Origin of the sequence: Pseudomonas sp. MPFS, from assembly GCF_022537035.1 — a bacterium.
Taxonomy (GTDB): domain Bacteria; phylum Pseudomonadota; class Gammaproteobacteria; order Pseudomonadales; family Pseudomonadaceae; genus Aquipseudomonas; species Aquipseudomonas sessilinigenes.
Window position 1 is genome coordinate 32,171 of record NZ_CP066123.1, and the last position, 22,021, is coordinate 54,191.

The 22,021-nt window shown below is 64.6% G+C and carries 21 protein-coding genes and 1 pseudogene; 8 read left to right on the top strand and 14 right to left on the bottom strand.

The genetic code is table 11. The annotated features are described in order from the left end of the window. Positions 1 to 89: 89 nt before the first annotated feature. From I9018_RS00120 to glyQ, 4 genes are all read right to left on the bottom strand, one after another. Positions 90 to 860 (bottom strand): lysophospholipid acyltransferase family protein, encoded by a 771-nt coding sequence (locus I9018_RS00120; protein ID WP_241108443.1) that lies wholly within the window; start codon positions 858 to 860, stop codon positions 90 to 92. 82 nt (positions 861 to 942) lie between these two features. After that, on the bottom strand, positions 943 to 1,482 hold the full coding sequence (gene gmhB / locus I9018_RS00125) for a D-glycero-beta-D-manno-heptose 1,7-bisphosphate 7-phosphatase (protein ID WP_164487343.1): 540 nt from the start codon (positions 1,480 to 1,482) through the stop codon (positions 943 to 945). 11 nt (positions 1,483 to 1,493) lie between these two features. Next, complete coding sequence (gene glyS, locus I9018_RS00130) at positions 1,494 to 3,548, bottom strand: glycine--tRNA ligase subunit beta (protein ID WP_124345385.1); 2,055 nt, start codon at positions 3,546 to 3,548, stop codon at positions 1,494 to 1,496. Next, complete coding sequence (gene glyQ, locus I9018_RS00135; RefSeq protein WP_003177094.1) at positions 3,545 to 4,498, bottom strand: glycine--tRNA ligase subunit alpha; 954 nt, start codon at positions 4,496 to 4,498, stop codon at positions 3,545 to 3,547. The genes glyS and glyQ overlap by 4 nt, the downstream gene beginning before the upstream one ends. A gap of 81 nt (positions 4,499 to 4,579) precedes the next feature. Here glyQ and tag point away from each other — a divergent pair, with 81 nt between their 5' ends. The 3 genes from tag to I9018_RS00150 all read left to right on the top strand — a co-directional run bounded on the left by tag (position 4,580) and on the right by I9018_RS00150 (position 6,431). Next, positions 4,580 to 5,140, top strand: coding sequence for a DNA-3-methyladenine glycosylase I (gene tag / locus I9018_RS00140; protein WP_241108444.1), 561 nt, complete (start codon positions 4,580 to 4,582; stop codon positions 5,138 to 5,140). 91 nt (positions 5,141 to 5,231) lie between these two features. Beyond that, on the top strand, positions 5,232 to 6,119 hold the full coding sequence (locus I9018_RS00145; protein WP_068576623.1) for a lysophospholipid acyltransferase: 888 nt from the start codon (positions 5,232 to 5,234) through the stop codon (positions 6,117 to 6,119). 72 nt (positions 6,120 to 6,191) lie between these two features. Then, entirely contained in the window at positions 6,192 to 6,431 is a 240-nt protein-coding gene (locus tag I9018_RS00150) for a PilZ domain-containing protein (RefSeq protein WP_068576625.1), read from the top strand. Positions 6,432 to 6,583: 152 nt separating this feature from the next. Here I9018_RS00150 and I9018_RS00155 read toward each other — a convergent pair whose 3' ends face one another. From I9018_RS00155 to def, 5 genes are all read right to left on the bottom strand, one after another. Continuing rightward, a complete protein-coding gene (locus I9018_RS00155) occupies positions 6,584 to 6,901 on the bottom strand; it encodes a tetratricopeptide repeat protein (RefSeq protein ID WP_068576627.1) in 318 nt (105 codons plus the stop codon). A 33-nt stretch (positions 6,902 to 6,934) separates the two neighbouring features. After that, positions 6,935 to 8,308 carry a Trk system potassium transporter TrkA gene (gene trkA / locus I9018_RS00160; RefSeq protein ID WP_068576629.1) on the bottom strand — a complete coding sequence of 458 codons (1,374 nt, stop codon included), beginning with the start codon at positions 8,306 to 8,308 and terminating at the stop codon, positions 6,935 to 6,937. Positions 8,309 to 8,332: 24 nt separating this feature from the next. Beyond that, positions 8,333 to 9,643: a 16S rRNA (cytosine(967)-C(5))-methyltransferase RsmB gene (gene rsmB, locus I9018_RS00165; protein ID WP_241108445.1), complete on the bottom strand. Its 1,311-nt coding sequence runs from the start codon at positions 9,641 to 9,643 to the stop codon at positions 8,333 to 8,335. After that, the gene (fmt, locus tag I9018_RS00170; RefSeq protein ID WP_241108446.1) at positions 9,640 to 10,584 is read right to left on the bottom strand and encodes a methionyl-tRNA formyltransferase; all 945 of its coding nucleotides are present in this window, start codon (positions 10,582 to 10,584) and stop codon (positions 9,640 to 9,642) included. Before fmt ends, rsmB begins: the two co-directional genes overlap by 4 nt. A 69-nt stretch (positions 10,585 to 10,653) precedes the next feature. Then, the gene (gene def / locus I9018_RS00175) at positions 10,654 to 11,160 is read right to left on the bottom strand and encodes a peptide deformylase (RefSeq protein ID WP_068576636.1); all 507 of its coding nucleotides are present in this window, start codon (positions 11,158 to 11,160) and stop codon (positions 10,654 to 10,656) included. Between the two features lie 310 nt (positions 11,161 to 11,470). Here def and dprA point away from each other — a divergent pair. Both dprA and I9018_RS00185 read left to right on the top strand, forming a co-directional pair. Then, positions 11,471 to 12,567: pseudogene (gene dprA / locus I9018_RS00180) on the top strand (DNA-processing protein DprA). A gap of 54 nt (positions 12,568 to 12,621) precedes the next feature. Beyond that, on the top strand, positions 12,622 to 13,179 hold the full coding sequence (locus I9018_RS00185; RefSeq protein ID WP_068576641.1) for an L-threonylcarbamoyladenylate synthase: 558 nt from the start codon (positions 12,622 to 12,624) through the stop codon (positions 13,177 to 13,179). Positions 13,180 to 13,228: 49 nt separating this feature from the next. Here I9018_RS00185 and I9018_RS00190 read toward each other — a convergent pair whose 3' ends face one another. After that, positions 13,229 to 14,206 (bottom strand): NADPH:quinone reductase, encoded by a 978-nt coding sequence (locus I9018_RS00190; protein ID WP_241108447.1) that lies wholly within the window; start codon positions 14,204 to 14,206, stop codon positions 13,229 to 13,231. A 167-nt stretch (positions 14,207 to 14,373) separates the two neighbouring features. Between I9018_RS00190 and hemF the strand changes: the two genes are divergently transcribed. Continuing rightward, complete coding sequence (gene hemF, locus I9018_RS00195; protein WP_124345390.1) at positions 14,374 to 15,291, top strand: oxygen-dependent coproporphyrinogen oxidase; 918 nt, start codon at positions 14,374 to 14,376, stop codon at positions 15,289 to 15,291. A 34-nt stretch (positions 15,292 to 15,325) separates the two neighbouring features. Next, a complete protein-coding gene (aroE, locus tag I9018_RS00200) occupies positions 15,326 to 16,147 on the top strand; it encodes a shikimate dehydrogenase (protein WP_241108448.1) in 822 nt (273 codons plus the stop codon). 133 nt (positions 16,148 to 16,280) lie between these two features. On the opposite strand, the gene I9018_RS00205 is transcribed toward aroE, so the two are convergent. The 3 genes from I9018_RS00205 to betC form a co-directional block, all read right to left on the bottom strand. Beyond that, positions 16,281 to 17,849 (bottom strand): SulP family inorganic anion transporter, encoded by a 1,569-nt coding sequence (locus I9018_RS00205; protein WP_241108449.1) that lies wholly within the window; start codon positions 17,847 to 17,849, stop codon positions 16,281 to 16,283. 183 nt (positions 17,850 to 18,032) lie between these two features. Further along, the gene (choX, locus tag I9018_RS00210) at positions 18,033 to 18,965 is read right to left on the bottom strand and encodes a choline ABC transporter substrate-binding protein (protein WP_241108450.1); all 933 of its coding nucleotides are present in this window, start codon (positions 18,963 to 18,965) and stop codon (positions 18,033 to 18,035) included. A 22-nt stretch (positions 18,966 to 18,987) separates the two neighbouring features. After that, positions 18,988 to 20,502, bottom strand: coding sequence for a choline-sulfatase (gene betC / locus I9018_RS00215; RefSeq protein WP_241108451.1), 1,515 nt, complete (start codon positions 20,500 to 20,502; stop codon positions 18,988 to 18,990). A 114-nt stretch (positions 20,503 to 20,616) separates the two neighbouring features. Here betC and I9018_RS00220 point away from each other — a divergent pair, with 114 nt between their 5' ends. Then, the gene (locus tag I9018_RS00220) at positions 20,617 to 21,567 is read left to right on the top strand and encodes a LysR family transcriptional regulator (RefSeq protein ID WP_241108452.1); all 951 of its coding nucleotides are present in this window, start codon (positions 20,617 to 20,619) and stop codon (positions 21,565 to 21,567) included. Here I9018_RS00220 and I9018_RS00225 read toward each other — a convergent pair. Next, positions 21,533 to 22,012 (bottom strand): DoxX family membrane protein, encoded by a 480-nt coding sequence (locus tag I9018_RS00225; RefSeq protein WP_241108453.1) that lies wholly within the window; start codon positions 22,010 to 22,012, stop codon positions 21,533 to 21,535. The two genes, I9018_RS00220 and I9018_RS00225, sit on opposite strands and share 35 nt — an antisense overlap. Positions 22,013 to 22,021: the final 9 nt, after the last annotated feature.

The window sequence follows — 22,021 nt, forward strand, 5'->3', positions numbered from 1 at the left end:
TAGCTTAGGAAATATGCATATAAATCAGTGATTTATATCTTCATATGGATCGCTATACGAAAAATCGTGCACAGGTTATCCACAGAAATTCATACAGCAACCTTATCCGTGGCAGCGTCCAATGGTGGCAATGAGCCCATGTCGCGCTGGGCCTGTTCGTTCCAGGCCGCTACCCGGTCGTTGAGCTCGGCGATGGCCCGAGGACCGTTGCCTTCGGCGTACATGGGCGCGCCAATGGTCACGGTGATGGTCCCGGCTCGCTTGCTCCAGCCCGTCTTGGGCCAGAACTTGCCTGCGTTGTGGGCAATCGGCAGTACCGGCAGGTCGGCGTTCACCGCCAGGGCGCTGCCGCTGCGGGAGAATTTGCCCACCTGGCCGTACGGCACACGGGTACCTTCGGGAAAGATCAGTACCCAGACATTGTCCTTGAGCAACTCATCGCCCTTGCTCGCTACTTGCTTGAGTGCCGCCTTGGGATTGTCCCGGTCGATGGCGATCGGGCGCAGCATGGCCATGGCCCAGCCGAAGAACGGTACATACAGCAGCTCGCGCTTGAGTACCTGACTCAGCGGCTCGAAATAAGCCGAGAGAAAGAAGGTCTCCCACGTGCTCTGGTGGTTCGAGACGATCACGCAAGGTCGCTCAGGAATGTTCTGGGCGCCCTTCACTTCCACGCGAATATCCAGGAAGACCTTGGTCAACCACAGGGCGCAGCGGCACCAGTAGACGTTGATGAAGCGATAGCGCCTCTTGAAAGGCAGGAACGGCGCGATGAAAAAGCTCAGGGAGCACCACAGCAAGGCGCTGGTGCCCAGCAGCAGGTAAAAGAAAAAGGTTCTGATGGCCTGCAGGATCGACATAGCGGCATTTACCATTGCGGGCATGCCCGCCTGTTAAAAAGCGCTCTCCCGAACAGTCCTTGGTCAGGATGCCAGAAGGAGCCTAATTGTGGATAAGTTCAGCGGCAATGGCCGCCAGGTCGTCAAAAATCAAGGTGCCTACCGGCAGGGTTTTGCCCAGGGTCTTTTCGCCTTTTCCGGTCTTTACCAATATGGGCTGACAATCGACGGCTTTTGCCGCCTCCAGGTCACTGAGACTGTCACCGACAAACCATAGACCGTTCAGGCCGGTCCCGTAGTGTTCGGCAATGGTTCGCAGCATGCCAGGCTTGGGTTTGCGGCAATCGCAGCCCTCATCCGGCCCGTGGGGACAGTAGACGATCAGCCCGACCTCCCCACCCTGCTGCGCTACCAGCTCGCGCAGGCGTGCGTGCATGGCATCGAGGGTGGCCAGGTCGTAGTAGCCGCGGGCAATGCCGGACTGGTTGGTAGCTACCGCTACCGTCCAGCCGGCCTTGCTCAGCTGTGCAATGGCTTCGATCGAGCCGGGGAGTGGAATCCACTCCGCTACCGATTTGATGTAGGCATCGGAGTCATGATTGATCACGCCGTCCCGATCGAGTATCAGCAGTTTCACAGCAATTCCTTACCTGATCAGCTCAGTACCGAAATATCGGCCACGCCCAGGAACAGGCCGCGCAGCCGTGCCAGCAGTGCATAGCGGTTGGCCCGTACATTGGCATCTTCGGCATTGACCATCACCGCCTCGAAGAAGGCATCCACCGGCTCGCGCAGGGCGGCCAGGCGAGCCAGGGTCTCGCTGTACTGGCGGGCTGCGGCCATGGGCTGGACAGCCTGGTCCGCTTGCTGGATCGCCGAGTACAGGGAGAACTCGTTGGCGTTGTCGAAGTACTTGGCCTCGACGGTGGTCGGTACATTGCCTTCGATCTTGCTCAGCAGGTTCGACACACGCTTGTTCACCGCGGCCAGGGCAGCGGCTTCCGGCAGCTTGCGGAAGGCCTGCACGGCCTGTACGCGCTGGTCGAAGTCCAGGGCCGAACCCGGCTTCAGGGCGCGGACCGACAGGTAGGTGGCCACGTCCACGCCTTCGTCTTCGTAGCGTGCACGCAGGCGGTCGAAGATGAACTCCAGTACCTGCTCGGCCAGGCCGGCAGCCTTGACCTTGCTGCCGAAGGCACCGACGGCGAAGGTCACCGCTTCGTTCAGGTCGAGGTCGAACTTCTTCTCGATCAGGATCCGCAACACACCCAGGGCCGCACGGCGCAAGGCGTAGGGGTCCTTGCTACCGGTCGGCAGCATGCCGATGCCGAAGATGCCCACCAGGGTATCGAGCTTGTCGGCGATGGCCACGGCGGCACCGGTCACGGTGCTTGGCAGCTCGGCGCCGGCGCCACGGGGCATGTACTGCTCGTTCAGGGCCAGGGCCACGTCTTGCGGCTCGCCGTCATTGAGGGCGTAGTAGTAGCCGGCGATGCCTTGCATCTCGGGGAACTCGCCGACCATCTCGGTGGCCAGGTCGCACTTGGAGAGGATACCGGCACGGGCTGCGCGCTGGGCGTCGCCACCGATACGCGGGGCAATGAAGGCGGCCAGCTTGGAAACACGCTCGGCCTTGTCGTAGACGCTGCCCAGCTTCTCCTGGAAAACCACGTTCTGCAGGCGCTGGTTGAAGTCCTCGAGTTTCTGCTTCTTGTCTTGCTTGAAGAAGAACTCGGCGTCGGTCAGGCGTGGGCGCACGACTTTCTCGTTGCCCTCGATGATCTGGCGCGGGTCCTTGCTCTCGATGTTGGCCACGGTGATGAAGCGCGGCAGCAGCTTGCCGTCCACGTCCAGCAGGCAGAAGTACTTCTGGTTGTCCTGCATGGTGGTGATCAGGGCTTCCTGGGGCACTTCCAGGAACCGCTCCTCGAACGAGCACACCAGCGGTACCGGCCACTCCACCAGGGCGGTGACTTCGTCCAGCAGGTCGGCCGGGACGATGGCGGTGCCTTCCTGCATGCGCGCCAGTTCCTCGGTGCGCTTGCTGATCAGCTCGCGGCGCTCGTTGGCGTCGGCCAGCACGTAGGCGGCGCGCAGGTCGGCCAGGTAGTTGGCCGGCGCGGTGATGCGCACGCTCTCTGGGTGGTGGAAGCGATGGCCACGGGAGTCACGGCCGGCCTTCTGGGCCAGGATGGTGCAGTCGATGACCTCATCGCCCAGGAGCATGACCAGCCACTGGGTCGGACGCACGAACTCTTCCTTGCGCGCAGCCCAGCGCATGCGCTTGGGAATCGGCAGGTCGTTGAGCGAGTCCTCGACGATGGTCGGCAGCAGGCTGGCGGTCGGCTTGCCCTTGATGCTCTGGCTGTAGCGCAGCTTCGGGCCGCTCTGGTCGATCTCGCTGAGGTCCACGCCGCACTTCTTGGCAAAGCCCAGGGCCGCCTGGGTCGGGTTGCCCTCGGCATCGAAGGCGGCCTGGCGCGGTGGACCGTCGAGGTTGACGCTGCGGTCCGGCTGTTGGGTCGCCAGTTGGGTGATCAGCACTGCCAGGCGCCGTGGCGCGGCGTAGACGTGCTTGGCTTCAAAGCTCAGGCCAGCGCTCTGCAGGCCTTTTTCGATGCCGGCCAGGAAGGCTTCGGCCAGGGTGCCCAGGGCCTTGGGTGGCAGTTCTTCAGTGCCCAGTTCAACCAGAAAATCTTGCGCACTCATTGTGCCGCCTCCAACTTAGCCAACACTTCATCACGCAGGTCCGGGGTCGCCATCGGGAAGCCCAGCTTGGCACGGGCCAGCAGGTAGGCTTGCGCGACGGAACGCGCCAGGGTGCGCACACGCAGGATGTACTGCTGGCGCGCGGTCACCGAGATGGCCCGGCGTGCATCCAGCAGGTTGAAGGTGTGCGAGGCCTTGAGGACCATTTCATAGCTCGGCAACGGCAGCGGCTGGTCCAGCTCGATCAGGCGCTTGGCTTCGCTTTCGTAGAAATCGAACAGTTCGAACAGCTTCTCGACGTTGGCGTGCTCGAAGTTGTAGGTCGACTGTTCCACTTCGTTCTGGTGGAACACGTCGCCGTAGGTGACCTTGCCGAATGGGCCGTCGGCCCAGACCAGGTCGTAGACCGAGTCCACGCCCTGCAGGTACATGGCCAGGCGCTCCAGGCCGTAGGTGATTTCGCCGGTCACCGGGTAGCACTCGATGCCGCCAGCCTGCTGGAAGTAGGTGAACTGGGTCACTTCCATGCCGTTGAGCCAGACTTCCCAACCCAGGCCCCAGGCGCCCAGGGTCGGCGATTCCCAGTTGTCCTCGACGAAACGGATGTCATGCACCAGCGGGTCCAGGCCCACGTGCTTGAGCGAGCCCAGGTACAGCTCCTGGAAGTTCTCGGGGTTGGGCTTGAGGACCACCTGGAACTGGTAGTAGTGCTGCAGGCGGTTGGGGTTCTCGCCGTAGCGGCCGTCAGTGGGGCGGCGGCTTGGCTGCACGTAGGCGGCGTTCCAGGTTTCCGGGCCGATGGCCCGCAGGAATGTAGCGGTGTGGAAAGTGCCGGCGCCTACTTCCATATCGTAGGGCTGAAGTACCACACAACCTTGCTCGGCCCAGTATTGCTGGAGGGCGAGGATCAAGTCTTGGAAGGTACGCACGGCTGGCGTAGGCTGGCTCACGAAATTCACCTGTTACTTGGGCTGCGATTTAAGGAGCGGGAGTATACCCGATTCAGTCCTGCGCACGCCCCCTGGAGCCTTATGCCACGCTGCTTTTGGTGTACCGATGATCCGCTGTACATGGCTTATCACGATCAGGAGTGGGGCGTGCCGCTGCGCGATGGGCAGCGCTTGTTCGAGTTGTTATTGCTCGAAGGGTTCCAGGCCGGGTTGTCATGGATCACTGTGCTGAAGAAGCGCGAGCATTATCGACAAGTGCTGTTCGGCTTCGATGTGCAGCGGGTGGCGCAGATGAGCGATGCCGAGATCGAGGACCTGATGCAGGATCCGGGCATCATCCGCAACCGCCTCAAGCTCGAGGCCGCACGGCGCAATGCCCAGGCCTGGCTGGAGCTGGACGATCCGGTGGCGTTCCTCTGGTCCTTCGTCGGTGGTGTGCCCAAGGTCAACCATTTCGCCGATCGCAGCGAGGTCCCGGCGGTGACGCCCGAGGCCGAGGCCATGAGCCGTGGCCTGCGCAAGGCCGGTTTCACCTTCGTCGGCCCGACCATCTGCTACGCCCTGATGCAGGCCTCGGGCATGGTCATGGACCACACCCGCGACTGCGATCGCTACCCCAGCCTCAGCTCCCCGGCGCCATGAGCGCCATGGCAGGCGCTTTCGCACAGGCGCCGATGGCCGGTTAGAATAGCCGGCTGCGACTAGGCCATGACCAAGAGATCAGGAGTCATCTGTGGATAAGTTCAAAGGCGCCCTGCTGGTGGGAGCCCTGCGGTTGTTTGCCCTGCTGCCCTGGCGCGCGGTGCAAGCGGTCGGCGCGGCCATCGGCTGGATCATGTGGAAGACGCCCAACCGCTCCCGCGAGGTGGTGCGCATCAACCTGGCCAAGTGTTTTCCCCAGATGGACCCCGCCGAGCGCGAGCGTTTGGTCGGGCAGAGCCTGAAAGACATCGGCAAATCCCTGACCGAAAGTGCCTGTGCCTGGATCTGGCCGGCCGAGCGCTCCATTGCCCTGGTGCGTGAAGTCGAGGGCCTGGAGGTGCTCCAGGAGGCCCTGGCCTCGGGCAAGGGCGTGGTGGGCATCACCAGCCACCTGGGCAACTGGGAAGTGCTGAACCACTTCTACTGCAGCCAGTGCAAACCGATCATTTTCTACCGTCCACCCAAGCTCAAGGCCGTGGACGAGCTGTTGCGCAAGCAGCGGGTACAGCTGGGCAATCGCGTGGCGGCCTCTACCAAGGAAGGCATCCTCAGCGTCATCAAGGAAGTACGCAAGGGCGGCTCGGTGGGCATTCCCGCCGACCCGGAACCGGCTGAATCCGCAGGTATCTTCGTGCCCTTCTTCGCCACCCAGGCGCTGACCAGCAAGTTCGTGCCCAACATGCTGGCCGGCGGCAAGGCGGTCGGCGTGTTCCTGCACGCCCTGCGCCTGCCCGATGGCTCGGGCTACAAGGTGATCCTCGAAGCGGCCCCGGAAGACATGTACAGCACCGACACCGAGGTGTCCTGTGCGGCCATGAGCAAAGTGGTCGAGCGCTACGTGGCGGCTTATCCGAGCCAGTACATGTGGAGCATGAAGCGTTTCAAGAAGCGTCCGCCCGGAGAGGCGCGCTGGTACTGACAGAGCTGGCACGGTCTGTGGATAACCCCCTTCCAGGTGTTATCCACAGCACACTGGAGAAGGGCGCAGAAGATGTCCGATCACCGCAAGTCGTTTCGTATCAAGATTTCCCACGAAAGCATCGGCGAATGCCTGGGGCAGACCCGCAACCTGTCGGCCAGCGGGGTCTATGTGCAAAGCCCGCAGTTGGCCCGCCTGCCCAAGGGCGCGGTGGTTTTCGGCCAGGTGCAGGGACTGCCGGTGGCTGCACCGCGGGTACGCATGGAAGTGGTGCAGGTGGACGCCGAAGGAATCGCCTTGCGCTATCTCTGAGCCCGGCCCTGTAGCCGCTGCCGAGCCCGCGAGGCTGCGAAAAGGACCGCAGGGCCTTGCTTGGCGGTCTTTCGCTGAGCCTTTGGTGATCTTGAGGGCCTCGCGAACATTCCGCTCGTTCGCCGCCTGTGACAGCGGCTACAGGGTGATGGTCAGCCTTGGGACTGGCGCTCGAGTTTTTTCAGGAACACGGTCATTTCCTTTTCTGCCTGTTTGTCGCCCTGGCTCCGGGCCGCCTCCAGGCCCTGTTCCCAGGCCTGGCGCGCCGCTTGTAGCTCGCCCTGCCCTTGCAAGGCCTTGCCCAACAGCTTCCAGGCCGCAGAGTACTTCGGGTCCAGGGTCACGCACTGTTGCAGGTGGGTGGCGGCCCGGGCGTGTTCGCCCAGGTCCAGGTAGCCCTTGCCCAGGCCAAAGCGCAGCAGGGGGTTATCCACACCCTTGGCGAGCATTTTTTCCAGCGATTCCAGCATTGTCGTCACTCCTGTGGACAAGACAGCGTTCGATCAGAAGAAGCTCAGGCCCACGTGGAACAGCTTCTCCACATCGCGGATATGTTTTTTATCCACAAGGAACAGGATCACATGGTCCCCGGCTTCGATCACCGTGTCGTCGTGGGCGATCAGCACTTCTTCGTCACGGATGATCGCGCCGATGGTGGTGCCCGGCGGCAGGCCGATGTTCTCGATGGTACGACCGATCACCTTGCTCGACTTGGCGTCGCCATGGGCGATGGCCTCGATGGCTTCCGCCGCGCCCCGGCGCAGGGAATGCACGCTGACGATATCGCCGCGCCGCACGTGGGCCAGCAAGGTACCGATGGTCGCCAGCTGCGGGCTGATGGCGATGTCGATATCGCCACCCTGGATCAGGTCGACGTAGGCCGGGTTGTTGATGATGGTCATGACCTTCTTCGCCCCCAGGCGCTTGGCCAGCAGCGAGGACATGATGTTGGCTTCGTCGTCGTTGGTCAGGGCCAGGAAGATATCGGCGTCGGCGATGTTCTCTTCCAGCAGCAGGTCGCGGTCCGAGGCGCTGCCTTGCAGGACCACGGTGCTGTCCAGGGTATCGGAGAGGTAGCGGCAGCGGGCCGGGTTCATCTCGATGATCTTGACCTGGTAGCGACTCTCGATGGCCTCGGCCAGACGCTCGCCGATCTGCCCGCCGCCAGCGATGACAATGCGCTTGTAGGATTCCTCGAGCCGGCGCATTTCGCTCATTACTGCGCGGATATGGGCCTTGGCGGCGATGAAGAACACTTCGTCGTCGGCTTCGATCACCGTATCGCCGGTAGGCATGATCGGCCGGTCGCGGCGGAAGATCGCCGCCACCCGGGTCTCGACATTGGGCATGTGCTCGCGCAACTGGCGCAGTTGCTGGCCGACCAGCGGACCGCCGTAGTAGGCCTTGACCGCCACCAACTGGGCCTTGCCTTCATAGAAGTCGATGACCTGCAGGGCGCCGGGATGCTCGATCAGGCGCTTGATGTAGTTGGTCACCACCTGTTCTGGGCTGATCAGCACGTCCACCGGGATGGCGTCGTTGTCGAACAGGCCGGCGCGAGTCAGGTAGGCGGCCTCGCGCACTCGGGCGATCTTGGTCGGGGTGTGGAACAGGGTGTGGGCGACCTGGCAGGCCACCATGTTGGTTTCGTCGCTGTTGGTCACCGCCACCAGCATGTCGGCATCGTCCGCCCCGGCCTGGCGCAGCACCGTGGGGAAGGAGCCGCGGCCCTGCACGGTACGGATGTCCAGGCGGTCACCGAGGTCGCGCAGGCGTTCGCCATCGGTATCGACCACGGTGATGTCGTTGGCTTCGCTGGCCAGGTGTTCCGCCAGCGTGCCGCCTACTTGGCCAGCGCCGAGGATGATGATCTTCATCCACTACTCCCTAGATTCTTGTGCTTACCCGCGCGAGGCGGCGATCTTGATCAGCTTGGCATAGTAGAAGCCGTCGTGGCCGCCTTCCTGGGCCAGCAGCTGGCGACCGTGGGGCTGGCGCAGGCCGGCTTCAGTGGCCAGATCCAGCTCCCGGGCGCCGGGGGTGCGGGCCAGGAAGGCGCCGATCACCTCGGTGTTCTCGGTGGGCAGGGTCGAGCAGGTGGCGTAGAGCAGGATGCCGCCCACCTCGAGGGTTTGCCACAGGGTATCCAGCAACTCGCCTTGCAACTGTGCCAGGGCCGCGATGTCGTCGGGCTGGCGGGTCAGCTTGATGTCCGGGTGCCGGCGGATCACCCCGGTGGCCGAGCAGGGGGCATCCAGCAGGATGCGCTGGAACGGCTTGCCGTCCCACCAGGCCTGGGTGTCGCGGCCATCGGCGGCGATCAGTTGGGCGTCCAGCCCCAGGCGGTCGAGGTTTTCCCGCACGCGGACCAGGCGCTTGGCCTCCAGGTCCACGGCCACCACGCCGGCCAGGGCCGGCTCGGCTTCGAGGATGTGGCAAGTCTTGCCACCAGGAGCGCAGCAGGCATCCAGCACCCGTTGCCCGGGGGCCAGGTCCAGCAGGTCGGCGGCCAGTTGCGCGGCTTCGTCCTGCACACTCACCCAACCTTCGGCAAAGCCTGGCAGGCCGCGCACGTCACTGGCCTCGGCCAGCACGATACCGTCCCGGCTGTACTGGCAGGCGCTGGCGCCAATGCCCGCCTCGGCCAGCAATGCCAGGTAGGCATCACGGCTGTGGTGGCGCCGGTTGACCCGCAGGATCATCGGCGGATGGGCGTTGTTGGCGGCGCAGATGGCTTCCCATTGCTCGGGCCAGAAGGCCTTGAGCGATTTCTGCAGCCAGCGCGGGTGGGCGGTGCGCACCACCGGGTCACGCTCCATACCGGCAAGCAGTTCCTCGCCTTCACGCTGGGCGCGGCGCAGCACGGCATTGAGCAGGCCCTTGGCCCAGGGCTTCTTGAGCTTGTCGGCACACCCGACGGTCTCGCCGATGGCGGCGTGGGCCGGGATACGGCTGTAGAACAGTTGGTACAGGCCCACCAGCAGCAGTGCCTGGACATCGGCGTCGGCCGCCTTGAACGGCTTCTGCAGCAATTGCGCGGCCAGCAGGTCGAGACGCGGTTGCCAGCGGGCGGTGCCGAAGGCCAGGTCCTGGGTCAGGCCGCGGTCGCGCTCCTCGACCTTGTCCAGCTGTGCTGGCAGTGAGCTGTTGAGCGAGGCCTTGCCGCTGAGTACGGCGGCCAGGGCGCGGGCGGCGGCCAGGCGTGGATTCATTGGCCCAGCACCTTGCCGCTGGCGAACTTCTCGCGGCGGCTGTTGAACAGGTCGCTGAAGGCCAGGGCCTTGCCGCCGGGCAATTGCAGGCGGGTCAGGCTCAGGGCGCCGTCACCGCAGGCGACGACCAGGCCGTCCTTGCTGGCGGATAGGACTTCGCCGGGGGTGCCCTGGCCTGTGGATACCTTGGCGGCCAGGACCTTCACGCTTTCACCGTCCAGCGTGCTATGGCACACCGGCCACGGGTTGAAGGCGCGGACCAGGCGTTCCAGTTCCACGGCGGGACGGCTCCAGTCGATGCGTGCTTCATCCTTGTTCAGCTTGTGGGCGTAGGTGGCCAGGCTATCGTCCTGGACTTCGCCTTGCAGGGTGCCGGCAGCGAGGCCGGCGATGGCTTGCACCACGGCGCCCGGGCCCATGGCGGCCAGGCGGTCGTGCAGGGTGCCGCCGGTGTCTTCGGCGTTGATCGGGGTGACGACCTTGAGCAGCATCGGCCCGGTGTCCAGGCCCGCCTCCATGCGCATCACGGTCACGCCACTCTCGGCGTCGCCGGCCTGCACCGCGCGCTGGATCGGCGCCGCACCGCGCCAGCGTGGCAGCAGCGAGGCATGGCTGTTGATGCAGCCCAGGCGTGGGATATCCAGTACCGCCTGGGGCAGGATCAGGCCGTAGGCCACCACTACCATAAGGTCCGGCTCGAGTGCCGCCAGTTCGGCCTGGGCCTCGGCGTTGCGCAGGGTCTGTGGCTGGTAGACCGGGATAGCATGTTCCACGGCCAGTGCCTTGACTGCGCTGGGCATCAGCTTCTGCCCGCGGCCGGCCGGGCGATCGGGCTGGGTATAGACGGCCACGATCTCGTACGGGCTGTCGAGCAGGGCCTTGAGGTGTTCGGCGGCGAATTCGGGGGTGCCGGCAAAGACGATGCGCAGTGGCTCAGTCATGGGGAGTCTCGCTTGCGAAGATGCGAAAAAGAAAAAGGCTTGCCATGGCAAGCCTTTGCAAGATGGCCATCAAGCCTGCTGGCGATGCTGCTTTTCCAGCTTCTTCTTGATCCGGTCGCGCTTGAGCGTGGACAGGTAGTCGACGAACAGCTTGCCGTTGAGGTGGTCGCACTCGTGCTGGATGCAGACAGCCAGCAGGCCTTCGGCGATCAACTCGTAGGGCTTGCCGTCGCGGTCCAGGGCCTTGACCTTGACCCGCTGCGGGCGGTCGACGTTTTCATAGAAGCCCGGTACCGACAGGCAACCTTCCTGGTACTGGTCCATCTCGTCGGTCAGGGATTCGAACTCGGGGTTGATGAACACCCGGGGCTCGCTGCGGTCTTCGGACAGGTCCATGACCACGACGCGCTTGTGCACGTTGACCTGGGTCGCCGCCAGGCCGATGCCCGGGGCCTCATACATTGTTTCAAACATGTCGTCGACCAACTGACGCACTTCGTCGTCCACTACGGCCACTGGTTTGGCGATAGTGCGCAGGCGCGAATCAGGGAATTCGAGGATGTTTAAAATGGCCATAGGCGTAACTGCTACACGTGTGAAGTGAGGGCGCAGGCAGGTCCTGGACCTGGGGCGCCGATGCAAAACGAGCTCTGGGAGTGAGCGAGCCGTACTGGCTCTGGCGTTTTACGCGAACGCACATGATAAAGGGATTCAGCCCCTGAGGAAATCTCTGTTCGCCTTGCTGCCGCTGGGCTGTAGCGTTTCTGGCGGCGTTTGCGACAACGCCTGTCTTCCTGGGGCGGTTTCTTTACTCAACAAGTTACCAACAGACTTATCCACAGGTTGTTCCGGTATTCGCCGGACCGATGACGATCAAGGATGATCCATGTCGCAGCCGATTACCGCCGCCATTTCCCCTGCGGAACTGGAGGCTCGTTTACGTTTGCATGGCCTGCCTGCCCTTGGCCCCATGCGTTTTCGCCGCCTGTTGCAGGCCTTCGATGGCGCAGCCAGGGCTCTCAGCGCCCCGGCCAGTGCCTGGCAGGCCTTGGGGCTGCCCGCAGTGTGCGCCGAGGCCCGGCGTACTGCCCAAGTCCGGGAAAGCGCGCGGCATGCCCTGGCCTGGATAGATGGCCAGGGCCAGCATTTACTGATGTGGGACCAGCCAGACTACCCGGCCCTGCTGGCCCAGTTGGACGATGCCCCGCCCCTGCTGTTCGTCGCTGGCGACCCCTCGATTCTGGAGCTACCGCAACTGGCAATGGTGGGCAGCCGTCGTGCGTCACGGCCAGGGCTGGATACCGCGATGGCGTTTTCCCGGAGCCTGGCCGAGGCGGGTTTTGTCATCACCAGCGGCCTGGCGCTGGGCATCGATGGTGCGGCGCACCAGGCGGCGCTGGAGGTGGGCGGACGCACCGTGGCGGTGCTCGGTACGGGCCTGGAAAATTGTTATCCACAACGTCACCGAAACCTGGCGAGGTCGATGATTGACCAGGGAAGTGCCGTGGTTTCGGAGTTTTCCCTGGATGCGGGCCCACGCCCGGAGCACTTTCCCAGGCGCAACCGGATCATCAGTGGCCTGTCCCTGGGTGTGCTGGTGGTGGAGGCCAGCGTGGCCAGTGGTTCGCTGATTACCGCCCGGCTGGCGGCAGAACAGGGCCGCGAGGTCTATGCCATTCCCGGCTCGATCCATCACCCCGGCGCCCGCGGCTGCCATCAGTTGATCCGCGATGGGGCGGTATTGGTGGAAAGCGTCCAGCACATCCTCGAGACCTTGCAGGGGTGGCAGCGCCTGCCGCCTGCGGTCGAGCCGGTAGCCAGCATCCGTTGCTGGCCCTGCTGCAAATCGCACCTCACACCAGCGAAGCCCTGGCGCTTGCCAGCGGCTGGCCCCTGCCCCGGGTCTTGGCAAGCCTGACCGAGTTGGAGATCGATGGGCGGGCCGTCAATGAAAACGGGCGCTGGTTTGCATGCCTGAGCTAGGTTTTATAAGCAGGATCGGTAAACTGCGCACAGCTTTTATCTGGAGAGTCGGCAATGGTCAGCAGTTGGCGTGTGCAACAAGCCGCACGAGAGATTCGCGCAGGGGCGGTGATTGCCTATCCAACCGAAGCGGTCTGGGGCCTGGGGTGCGATCCGTGGAATGAAGAGGCGGTGGATCGCCTGTTGGCGATCAAGTCGCGTTCGGTGGACAAGGGCTTGATCCTGATCGCCGACAATATCCACCAGTTCGACTTTCTTTTCGAGGATTTCCCCGAAGCTTGGATCGAACGCATGTCCAGCACCTGGCCTGGCCCCAATACCTGGCTGGTGCCCCACCAGAACCTGCTGCCCGAATGGGTCACCGGGGTCCATGACACCGTGGCCTTGCGGGTCAGCGACCACCCGTTGGTGCGTGAGCTCTGTGCCCTGGTCGGGCCGCTGATCTCCACCTCGGCCAACCCCCAGGGGCGGCCTGCAGCGCGCACGCGCATTCGTATCGAGCAGTATTTCCGTGGCCAACTGGACCTGGTCCTGGGTGGCAGCCTGGGTGGACGCCGCAACCCCAGCCTGATCCGCGATTTGGCCACTGGTCGGGTGGTACGGCCTTCCTGAATGGCTCGTGGCGAGGGACAAGCGCCCTCGCCACGACAGCCATGAACTTCTACGGCAGCAATACGGTGGAGCCGGTGGTGCGTCGCGCCGACAGCTCGACATGGGCCTTGGCCGCATCCGCCAGGGCGAAGCGCTGGTTGATTTCCACCGTGATCTGGCCGCTGGTGATCAGGCGGAACAGGTCGTCGGCCATGTGCTGCAGGTTTTCGGCATTGTTGGCGTAGCTGCCCAGGGTCGGCCGGGTCACGTACAGCGAACCCTTGGCCGCCAGGATGCCCAGGTTCACTCCTTCCACCGCTCCAGAGGCATTGCCGAAGCTGACCATCAGGCCGCGTGGTGCCAGGCAGTCCAGGGAGGTCAGCCAGGTGTCCTTGCCGACACCGTCATAAACCACCGGGCACTTGCGTCCGCCGGTCAGCTCCAGCACCCGCTGGGCCACGTTCTCATGGCTGTAGTCGATGGTTTCCCAGGCACCGAGGGCCTTGGCGACGGCGGCTTTCTCAGGCGAGCTGACCGTACCGATCAGCTTCACGCCGAGGGCCTTGGCCCATTGGCAGGCCAGGGAACCGACTCCACCTGCCGCAGCATGGAACAGCACGGTCTCGCCGCCCTTGAGTTCGTAGGTCTGGCGCAACAGGTACTGCACGGTCAGCCCCTTGAGCATCACCGCGGCGGCCTGTTCGAAGCTGATGGCGTCCGGCAGGTACACCAGGTTGGCTTCGGGCAGCACATGGACCTGGCTGTAGGCCCCCAGTGGGCCGCTGCCGTAGGCGACCCGGTCGCCGACCTTGAAGCGAGTCACCGCGCTGCCCACGGCCTCGACCACCCCGGCGCCCTCCGAGCCCAGGCCCGAAGGCAGTACCGGCGGTGCATAGAGGCCGTTGCGGTAGTAGGTATCGATGAAGTTCAGGCCGATGGCCCGGTTGCTGACACGCACCTCCTGGGGGCCCGGCTCGGCTGGCTGGTAATCCACATACTCAAGTACTTCGGGGCCGCCATGGGCACGGAACTGGATACGTCTGGCCATCTGTCCACTCTCCTGGGTCGCATGCTGAAAGTGCTCTATCGGACTCCTGCGCTTGACCTTCGTCAACTGCGGCGGGCCCCGGCGCGGTGTTATGCTACGCGCCCATTTGCGCCGGCCTGCGCGTCATCCCTAGCGCCGCGTAGCTTTGCCCGACCCAAGGTGATGCCATGACTACCCGCACCGAGGCCGTGAAGGCCTACCTGCTCGACCTGCAAGACCGTATCTGCGCTGCATTGGAAACCGAAGACGGTGGCGCCCGTTTCATCGAGGACGCCTGGACCCGCCCCGCTGGCGGCGGCGGACGTACCCGAGTGATCGGCAATGGTGCAGTGATCGAAAAAGGCGGGGTCAACTTTTCCCATGTGTTCGGCAGCGGCCTGCCACCGTCCGCCAGTGCCCACCGACCGGAACTGGCCGGTCGCGGCTTCGAGGCCCTGGGCGTATCCCTGGTGATCCATCCGCATAACCCCCATGTACCCACTTCCCACGCCAACGTGCGCTTCTTCATCGCCGAGAAGGAAGGCGAGGAAGCGGTCTGGTGGTTCGGTGGCGGCTTCGACCTGACGCCCTACTACGGCAATGAAGAAGACTGCGTGCACTGGCACCGGGTCGCCGAGCGTGCCTGCGCGCCCTTCGGCCCCGATGTCTACCCGCGCTACAAGGCCTGGTGCGACAGCTACTTCCATCTCAAGCACCGCAACGAACCACGGGGCATCGGTGGCCTGTTCTTCGACGACCTGAACGAGTGGGACTTCGACACCAGCTTCGCCTTCATGCGCGCCATCGGCGACGCTTACATCGAGGCTTACCTGCCCATCGTCCAGCGTCGCAAGGCCACTCCCTACACCGAGCAGCAGCGCGAGTTCCAGGAGTTCCGCCGGGGCCGCTACGTGGAGTTCAACCTGGTCTACGACCGTGGCACCCTGTTCGGCCTGCAATCGGGCGGCCGCACCGAGTCGATCCTCATGTCGCTGCCGCCGCAAGTACGCTGGGGCTATGACTGGAAGGCCGAGCCAGGCAGCGAAGAGGCACGCCTGACCGAGTACTTCCTCAAGGATCGAGACTGGCTGGCCGGCAGCCACTGACACCGGCGAACCGCTACTGCACAAGGGGGATGAGATGGACCAGTACGTTGTCTTTGGTAATCCGATCGGCCACAGCAAGTCGCCGCTGATCCATCGACTGTTCGCCGAACAGACCGGCCAGGATCTGCAATACAGCACCTTGCTGGCGCCCCTGGACGATTTCGCCGGGGCCGCCCGTGGTTTCTTCGCCCATGGGCGTGGGGCCAACGTCACGGTGCCGTTCAAGGAAGAAGCCTATCGCCTGTGCGATAGCCTCACTGAACGCGCGCAACGAGCCGGGGCGGTGAACACCCTCTGCAAGCAGGCCGATGGCCGCTTGCTGGGCGACAACACCGATGGCGCCGGACTGGTGCGCGACCTGACGGTCAACGCCGGGGTCAGCCTCAAGGGCAAGCGCATCCTGTTGCTGGGGGCCGGCGGTGCGGTACGCGGCGCCCTGGAACCCTTGCTGGCCGAGCAGCCGGCTTCGGTGGTGATCGCTAACCGCACCGTGGAGAAGGCCGAGCAACTGGCCGCGGCGTTCGCCGACCTGGGACCGGTGTCGGCCAGTGGCTTCGACTGGTTGGAGGAGTCAGTGGACCTGATCATCAATGCCACTTCCGCCAGCCTCTCGGGCGAGCTGCCGCCGATCGCCGCCAGCCTGGTCGAACCGGGCAAGACGGTGTGCTACGACATGATGTATGGCAAGGAGCCGACCACCTTCTGCCGTTGGGCCAGCGAACAGGGCGCGGCCCTGGTGCTCGATGGCCTGGGCATGCTCGCCGAGCAGGCGGCCGAGGCCTTCTACCTGTGGCGTGGCGTGCGCCCCGACAGTGCTCCGGTACTGGCCGAGCTGCGGCGCCAGCTGGCGCTCTGACCGATCGCCTCATCGTTCAGCGCGGACAGGTCCTGGCTCCTACGCAGAGTACCCAATCCCCGTAGGAGCGAGCGGGCGGCGATCCGGCTTGCCCGCGATAGCGCCACCGCTATGACCCCGCAGCAACCCGTGCTCAATCCTCAAAGTGGATCGGGCACTGCTCCGCGCCTTCGAGCTTCCTCAATTCCTCGATCACCGAGGCCCGCGCCCGGCGCAGGGTCAGGCTGCGGCCCTGGCGCCTGAGCCGGCGCGCTTCCTGGTGCAGCATCTCGACTCCCGAATAGTCGATGAAGTTGATCTGCCGCGCGTCGATCACCAGTCTTGCCCCGTGGCAGCGCTGCATCTGCACCTGCAGGTAGTGACTGGCCCCGAAGAAGATCGAGCCCCCGACCCGCAAAATATCCTCATCGCCTTCGTGACTGTGTTGCACCCGGGGCTGCGAGGTGCGCTTGAGGTAGAAGAACAGCGACGCCAGGACCCCGGCATAGATCGCGGTCTGCAATTCCAGGAGCAAGGTGGCGACGAAGGTCAGGCTCATCACCACGAATTCGGCGCGACTGACCCGGAACAAGGCGCGGATGGCCCGGTGATCCACCAGCCCCCAGCAGATCAGCAGGATGCTGCCGGCCATGGCCGGGATCGGGATATGGGCGATGAGCCCGGCGCCGGCCACCGCGAACAGCGCCACCCACAGTGCCGAGAACACCCCGGCCAGGGGCGAGCGGGCGCCGGCCTCGTAGCTCAGCCCCGAGCGGGTGAAGGAGCCGGAGGACAGGTAGCCGGAGAAGAAGGCCCCGACGATGTTCGACAGGCCCTGGGCGCGTACCTCCTGGTTGGCATCCAGCAGCTGTTCCGAGCGGGCTGACAGCGAGCGGGCGATCGACAAGCTGGTCACCAGCCCCAGCATGCCGACTGCCACGGCACTGGGCAGCAGCCGCAGGATCAGTTCCAGGTCCAGCGGCAGCAGGGTCAGGGGCGGTAGCCGGCCGGCGAAGGCACTCACCAACTGCACATGAGCAAACAGCCCCGGCAGCAGCCAGGGCACCAGTGCGCTGATGACCAGGCTCAGCAGCAGGCCCGGCCAGCGCGGGGCCAGCAGCTTGAAGCCGACCCCCAGTGCCAGGGTGCCGAGCCCCAGTAGCAAGGAGGGGCGGTCGAGGTGGTCCAGGTGCTGTAACAGCTGGCCGAGGCTCGCGAGGGCGGTGGCCTGGTTCGGCAGGTCCAGGCCCATCAGGCTGGGCAACTGGCCCAGGGCAATGACCACTGCTGCACCAAGGGTGAAGCCCAGCACCACCGAATGCGAGACGAAGTTCACCAGGGCGCCGAAGCGCAGCATCCCCAGCAGCCACTGGAAGACACCGGCCAGCAGGGTCAGGAGCAGGATCAGCGTGATGTAGTCCCCGGAGGCCGGTACGGCCAGGGGGCTGACGCTGGCGTAGAGGACAATGGAGATGGCCGCCGTGGGGCCGCAGATCAGGTGCCAGGACGAACCCCACAGGCAGGCCACCAGCACCGGGACGATGGCCGCGTATAGCCCGTATTCCGGTGGCAGGCCGGCGATCAGGGCGTAGGCGATCGATTGCGGCAGGGCGAGGATCGCGCCGCTCAGCCCCACCAGCAGGTCGCGCCCGACGCTGGCACGGGTCTGGCGCGGCAGCCAGCCGAGAAAAGGCAACAGTGAATGACGGTTGGGCCAGGCCATGGGTTCTCGCGGTCGGCTTGTTCAGAGGTTTCAGGGTAAAGCATTGCCGCTGGGCTTACCCCTCTCCTGTAGGAGCAAGGGGGCGACCAGCCCAGGCCACGAGTCCTCCAGAGGCAACGCGTGCGCAGGTCTTGGGGCTACTGCGTAGCCCCTCGCGGGCAAGCCTCGCTCCTACGATGGGGGCTAGAGGCGGGCTTGCACGGCTGGCAGCGCATCCTTGCCGTCTAGGGTCTTCACCCCGTCCAGCCATTGGTCCAGCACCGCCGGGTTGGCCTTGATCCAGGCCTTGGCGGCCTCGGCGTTGCTGATCTTGCGGTTGACCACCTCGGCCATGATGCTGTTCTCCATGTCCTGGGTGAAGCTCAGGTTGTCCAGCAGCCTGGCGACATTCGGGCAGGCCTGTGCATAACCCTTGCGGGTCAGGGTGTAGACGCTGCCGCTGGCGCCGAAGTACTTCTCGCCCCCCGTGAGGTAGCGCATGTTCAGTTGCACGTTCATCGGGTGCGGGGTCCAGCCGAGGAAGGTGACGAACTTGTGCTTTTTCACCGCCCGCGACACTTCGGCGAGCATCGCCTGCTCGCTGGATTCCACCAGCTTCCACTGGCCCAGGGCGAAGTCGTTGTTCTTGATGATCTCCTGCAACGACAGGTTGGCCGGAGCTCCGGAGCCGATGCCGTAGAGTTTCCTGTCGACCTCCTGGGGGTGCTGTTCGGCGTATTTGTTCAGGTCGTTGAAGTCATGCACCCCGGCGTCCCATACATAGTCCGGCACGGCCAGGGTGAACTGGGTGCCCTCCAGGTTCCGTGCCAGCCGGGTGACATCGCCGTTGGCCACGAACTTGTCATGGAAGCCCTGCTGCGCCGGCATCCAGTTGCCCAGGAACACGTCCACCCGGCCATCCTTGAGCCCGCCGAAAATGATCGGCACCGCCAGGGTATCGACCTTGGGCTTGTAGCCCAGGCCCTCGAGCAACAAGCCGGCGATGGCGTTGGTGGCGGCGATGTCGCTCCAGCCCGGGTCGGCCATCTTCACCGTCTCGCATCCAGGCTCGGCCCAGGCCGGTGCGTTGGCCAAGAGCACCAGCGTGGCGATCACTGCTGTGGATAACTTCTGCATGCGCTTCCCCTTCGATTGTTTGTCATTGGTCTTGGCAGGGTTGTGGATAACGAGCCTTGCGCTCCAGGTCATCGAGGTCGATGTGGTTGCGCATGTACTGCGCACTGGCGTCCACCAGCGGCTGGTGGTCCCAGCTCTTGAGCTTGCCGATGCCCAGGGCCGTGGCGACGAAGCGCCGACGCCGCTGGCTGGCGAGTACTTGTTGGTGGATCCGTGGCATGTCCCAGCGGCTGCGGGCTTCCTGGAGAAAGTCGGCGAACAGTTGGCGATGCGCCGCTGAGCGGGACAGTTCCTCGCGTTCGTGAGGGTCGTTGGCCACATCGAACAGCAGGCACGGGTCATCCTCGCTGTAGATGAATTTGTAGGCGCCGCGGCGGATCATCATCAACGGGCCGACGGTGCCTTCGGCCATGTATTCGCCGAACACCTCGTCATGCCCGCCCTGCCCTCGCAGGTGCGGCAGCAGGGAGCGGCCGTCCAAGGGCAGGTCAGGTTCCAGGGTGCCACCGGCCAACTCGACCAGGGTCGGCAGCAGGTCGGCGGTGGACACCGCCTGGCTGACCCGGCTGGCGGCGAACTGCCCCGGGGCATGAATCAGCAGCGGCACCCGGGCGGCCATTTCGAACCAGTGCATTTTGTACCAGAGGCCACGTTCGCCCAGCATGTCGCCGTGGTCGCCGGAGAACACCACGATGGTGTCGTCCGCCAGGCCGGTTTCCTCCAGGGTCTGCAGCAGTTGGCCGACGTTGTCGTCGATGTAGCTGCAGGCACCGAAGTAGGCTCGCCGGGCATCGCGGATCTTGTTCTCGGGCAGTGGTTTGTCCCACAGGTCGTAGACCTTGAGCAGGCGTTGGGAATGCGGGTCCTGCTGGTCCTGGGGCAGTGCCTGGGGCATGGGGATCTGCTCGTCGCGATACAGGTCCCAGTAGGCCTTGGCAATGGTGTACGGATCGTGGGGATGGGTCATCGACACGGTCAGGCAGAACGGCCGGTCGCCGGCCTCGCGGACATGATCGAACAGGTATTGCCGGGCCTTGAACAGCACCTCCTCGTCGAAGTCCAGCTGGTTGGTGCGCACGCAGGGCCCGGCCTGCAGCACCGAGGACATATTGTGGTACCAACTGGGGCGCACGTCGGGCTCGTCCCAGTTCACCGCCCAGCCGTAGTCGGCGGGGTAGATGTCGCTGGTCAGGCGCTCTTCATAGCCGTGCAACTGGTCCGGACCGCAAAAGTGCATCTTGCCCGACAGCGCCGTGCGGTAGCCCAGGCGCCGCAGGTAGTGGGCGTAGGTCGGTACATCGGCGGGAAAGTCGGCGGCGTTGTCGTAGGCGCCGATCTTGCTGGGCAATTGGCCGCTGACCAGGGTGAAACGCGAGGGTGCACACAACGGGCTGTTGCAGTAGGCCGCCTCGAACACCACGCCTTGCGCAGCCAGGCGGCTCAGGTGGGGCAACTGGATCGGTGACGGGCCGTAGAACGGCAGCAAGGGCGCGGCCATCTGGTCGGCCATGATGAAAAGAATGTTCTTGCGCTTCATGGGATCGCGGCATTCCATAGTCGATGGTTATGCGAGATTGCTGCGATCGAGGATGATTTCCCCACCGATGGCGGTAAAGCCCATGCACGACAATGACTAGGATAAGCACAGCTTATGCATGAAGCCCTGGGTGACCTGTCCCTGGACCTGCTGCGAGTGTTCGAAGCGGCGGCCCGCTTGCATAGCTTCACTGCCGCAGCGGTAGAGCTGGGTACCACCCAGCCCGCCGTCAGCCAGCAGATCAAGCGCCTGGAGGAGCAACTGGAGGTGCGCCTGTTCGATCGGATCTACCGTGGTATCGAACTGACCGAGGCGGGCTCCCTGTTGCTGGAGCACGTACAGGCCGGCCTGCAGTGCATCGAGGCGGGCTTGAATGCCATCGGCCAGCAGCGCCAGCATGAGGTGCTGCAAGTGGCGACGGACTTTGCCTTCGCGGCCTACTGGCTGATGCCGCGCCTGCACCGTTTCCATGCCGCCAACCCGCAGGTGGATGTCAGCCTGGTGACCAGCGAACGCAGCCACGCCACCTTGCGCAGCGATATCGACGTGGCGGTGTTGTTCGGTGATGGGCGCTTCAAGCATGGGGAAAGCCGCTGGCTGTTCAACGAAGAAGTGTTCGCAGTGTGCAGCCCGGCATTGCTCAAGGAGCGCACCTTGCCCCTGCCCGCCCAAGCGCTTTTGCAATTGCCATTGCTGCACTTGCGCGGCGAGGCCAGCAGCCACTGGTTCGACTGGAGCGGAGTGTTTCGCGAACTGGGTATCGCCTCCGCGCCAGCGCCGGGGCAGTTGCGCTTCGATAACTACACCCTGTTGATCCAGGCGGCGATCGGTGGCCAGGGCGTGGCCATCGGCTGGCGCCACCTGGTGGACGACCTGCTGGCCCAGGGCCTGTTGTGCCGGCCTATCGCCGAGACGGTGATCTCCAGCTACGGCTATTACGTGGTGCTGCCCCAGCGTAAGCGCCGGGGGCCGTTGATCCAGCGCTTCGTCGATTGGTTGATGGCCGAGCAGGCCGCCAGCGCCCAGACCCTCAAGGGGCTGGCGTTACCATCCATTGCCCTTTAGCGGGGGCCTTGAACAGCTCTGCCAGGGACAGCGCGCCATTGCCCAGGCATGCCAGCGCCAGCGATACCACCGCCAGGAAGGCCAGGTACTCCCAGCCACCGCCTGGGCTGGTGTAGATCCAGCCGTGGGCGCCATGGACGAAGGCAATGGCCCCCAGCAGCATCGGCAGCAGCGCCAGGGCCACCCAGCGCACGCCGATCCCCAGGATCAGCAGCAAGCCGCCCAGCAGTTCCGCGGCGACGGCCGGGTAGGTCATCCACTCGGGCATGCCGGTGAGGCTGAACAGCTTGATGACCCCGGGCCAGCCCAGGACCAGGATCTTGAACAAGGCATGGGCGATGTACATGGTGCCCAGGGCCAGGCGTAGCAGCAGTGCGGCCCACTGGTCCGGCAGGGGGCGTGGGGCTGGCGAGGCGTTTCTTGGGGCGAGCGAACGGGCAGGCATATGACAAGT

Bases quoted from the DNA above. Each gene is read 5' to 3' on its own strand.
- I9018_RS00225 (WP_241108453.1), bottom strand. From the start codon at position 22,012: ATGCCTGCCCGTTCGCTCGCCCCAAGAAACGCCTCGCCAGCCCCACGC.
- I9018_RS00185 (WP_068576641.1), top strand. From the start codon at position 12,622: ATGGTCAGCAGTTGGCGTGTGCAACAAGCCGCACGAGAGATTCGCGCA.
- I9018_RS00120 (WP_241108443.1), bottom strand. From the start codon at position 860: ATGTCGATCCTGCAGGCCATCAGAACCTTTTTCTTTTACCTGCTGCTG.
- rsmB (WP_241108445.1), bottom strand. From the start codon at position 9,643: ATGAATCCACGCCTGGCCGCCGCCCGCGCCCTGGCCGCCGTACTCAGC.
- glyS (WP_124345385.1), bottom strand. From the start codon at position 3,548: ATGAGTGCGCAAGATTTTCTGGTTGAACTGGGCACTGAAGAACTGCCA.
- fmt (WP_241108446.1), bottom strand. From the start codon at position 10,584: ATGACTGAGCCACTGCGCATCGTCTTTGCCGGCACCCCCGAATTCGCC.
- def (WP_068576636.1), bottom strand. From the start codon at position 11,160: ATGGCCATTTTAAACATCCTCGAATTCCCTGATTCGCGCCTGCGCACT.
- I9018_RS00190 (WP_241108447.1), bottom strand. From the start codon at position 14,206: ATGGCCAGACGTATCCAGTTCCGTGCCCATGGCGGCCCCGAAGTACTT.
- hemF (WP_124345390.1), top strand. From the start codon at position 14,374: ATGACTACCCGCACCGAGGCCGTGAAGGCCTACCTGCTCGACCTGCAA.
- I9018_RS00220 (WP_241108452.1), top strand. From the start codon at position 20,617: ATGCATGAAGCCCTGGGTGACCTGTCCCTGGACCTGCTGCGAGTGTTC.
- betC (WP_241108451.1), bottom strand. From the start codon at position 20,502: ATGAAGCGCAAGAACATTCTTTTCATCATGGCCGACCAGATGGCCGCG.
- I9018_RS00155 (WP_068576627.1), bottom strand. From the start codon at position 6,901: ATGCTGGAATCGCTGGAAAAAATGCTCGCCAAGGGTGTGGATAACCCC.
- I9018_RS00205 (WP_241108449.1), bottom strand. From the start codon at position 17,849: ATGGCCTGGCCCAACCGTCATTCACTGTTGCCTTTTCTCGGCTGGCTG.
- I9018_RS00150 (WP_068576625.1), top strand. From the start codon at position 6,192: ATGTCCGATCACCGCAAGTCGTTTCGTATCAAGATTTCCCACGAAAGC.
- choX (WP_241108450.1), bottom strand. From the start codon at position 18,965: ATGCAGAAGTTATCCACAGCAGTGATCGCCACGCTGGTGCTCTTGGCC.
- aroE (WP_241108448.1), top strand. From the start codon at position 15,326: ATGGACCAGTACGTTGTCTTTGGTAATCCGATCGGCCACAGCAAGTCG.
- trkA (WP_068576629.1), bottom strand. From the start codon at position 8,308: ATGAAGATCATCATCCTCGGCGCTGGCCAAGTAGGCGGCACGCTGGCG.
- tag (WP_241108444.1), top strand. From the start codon at position 4,580: ATGCCACGCTGCTTTTGGTGTACCGATGATCCGCTGTACATGGCTTAT.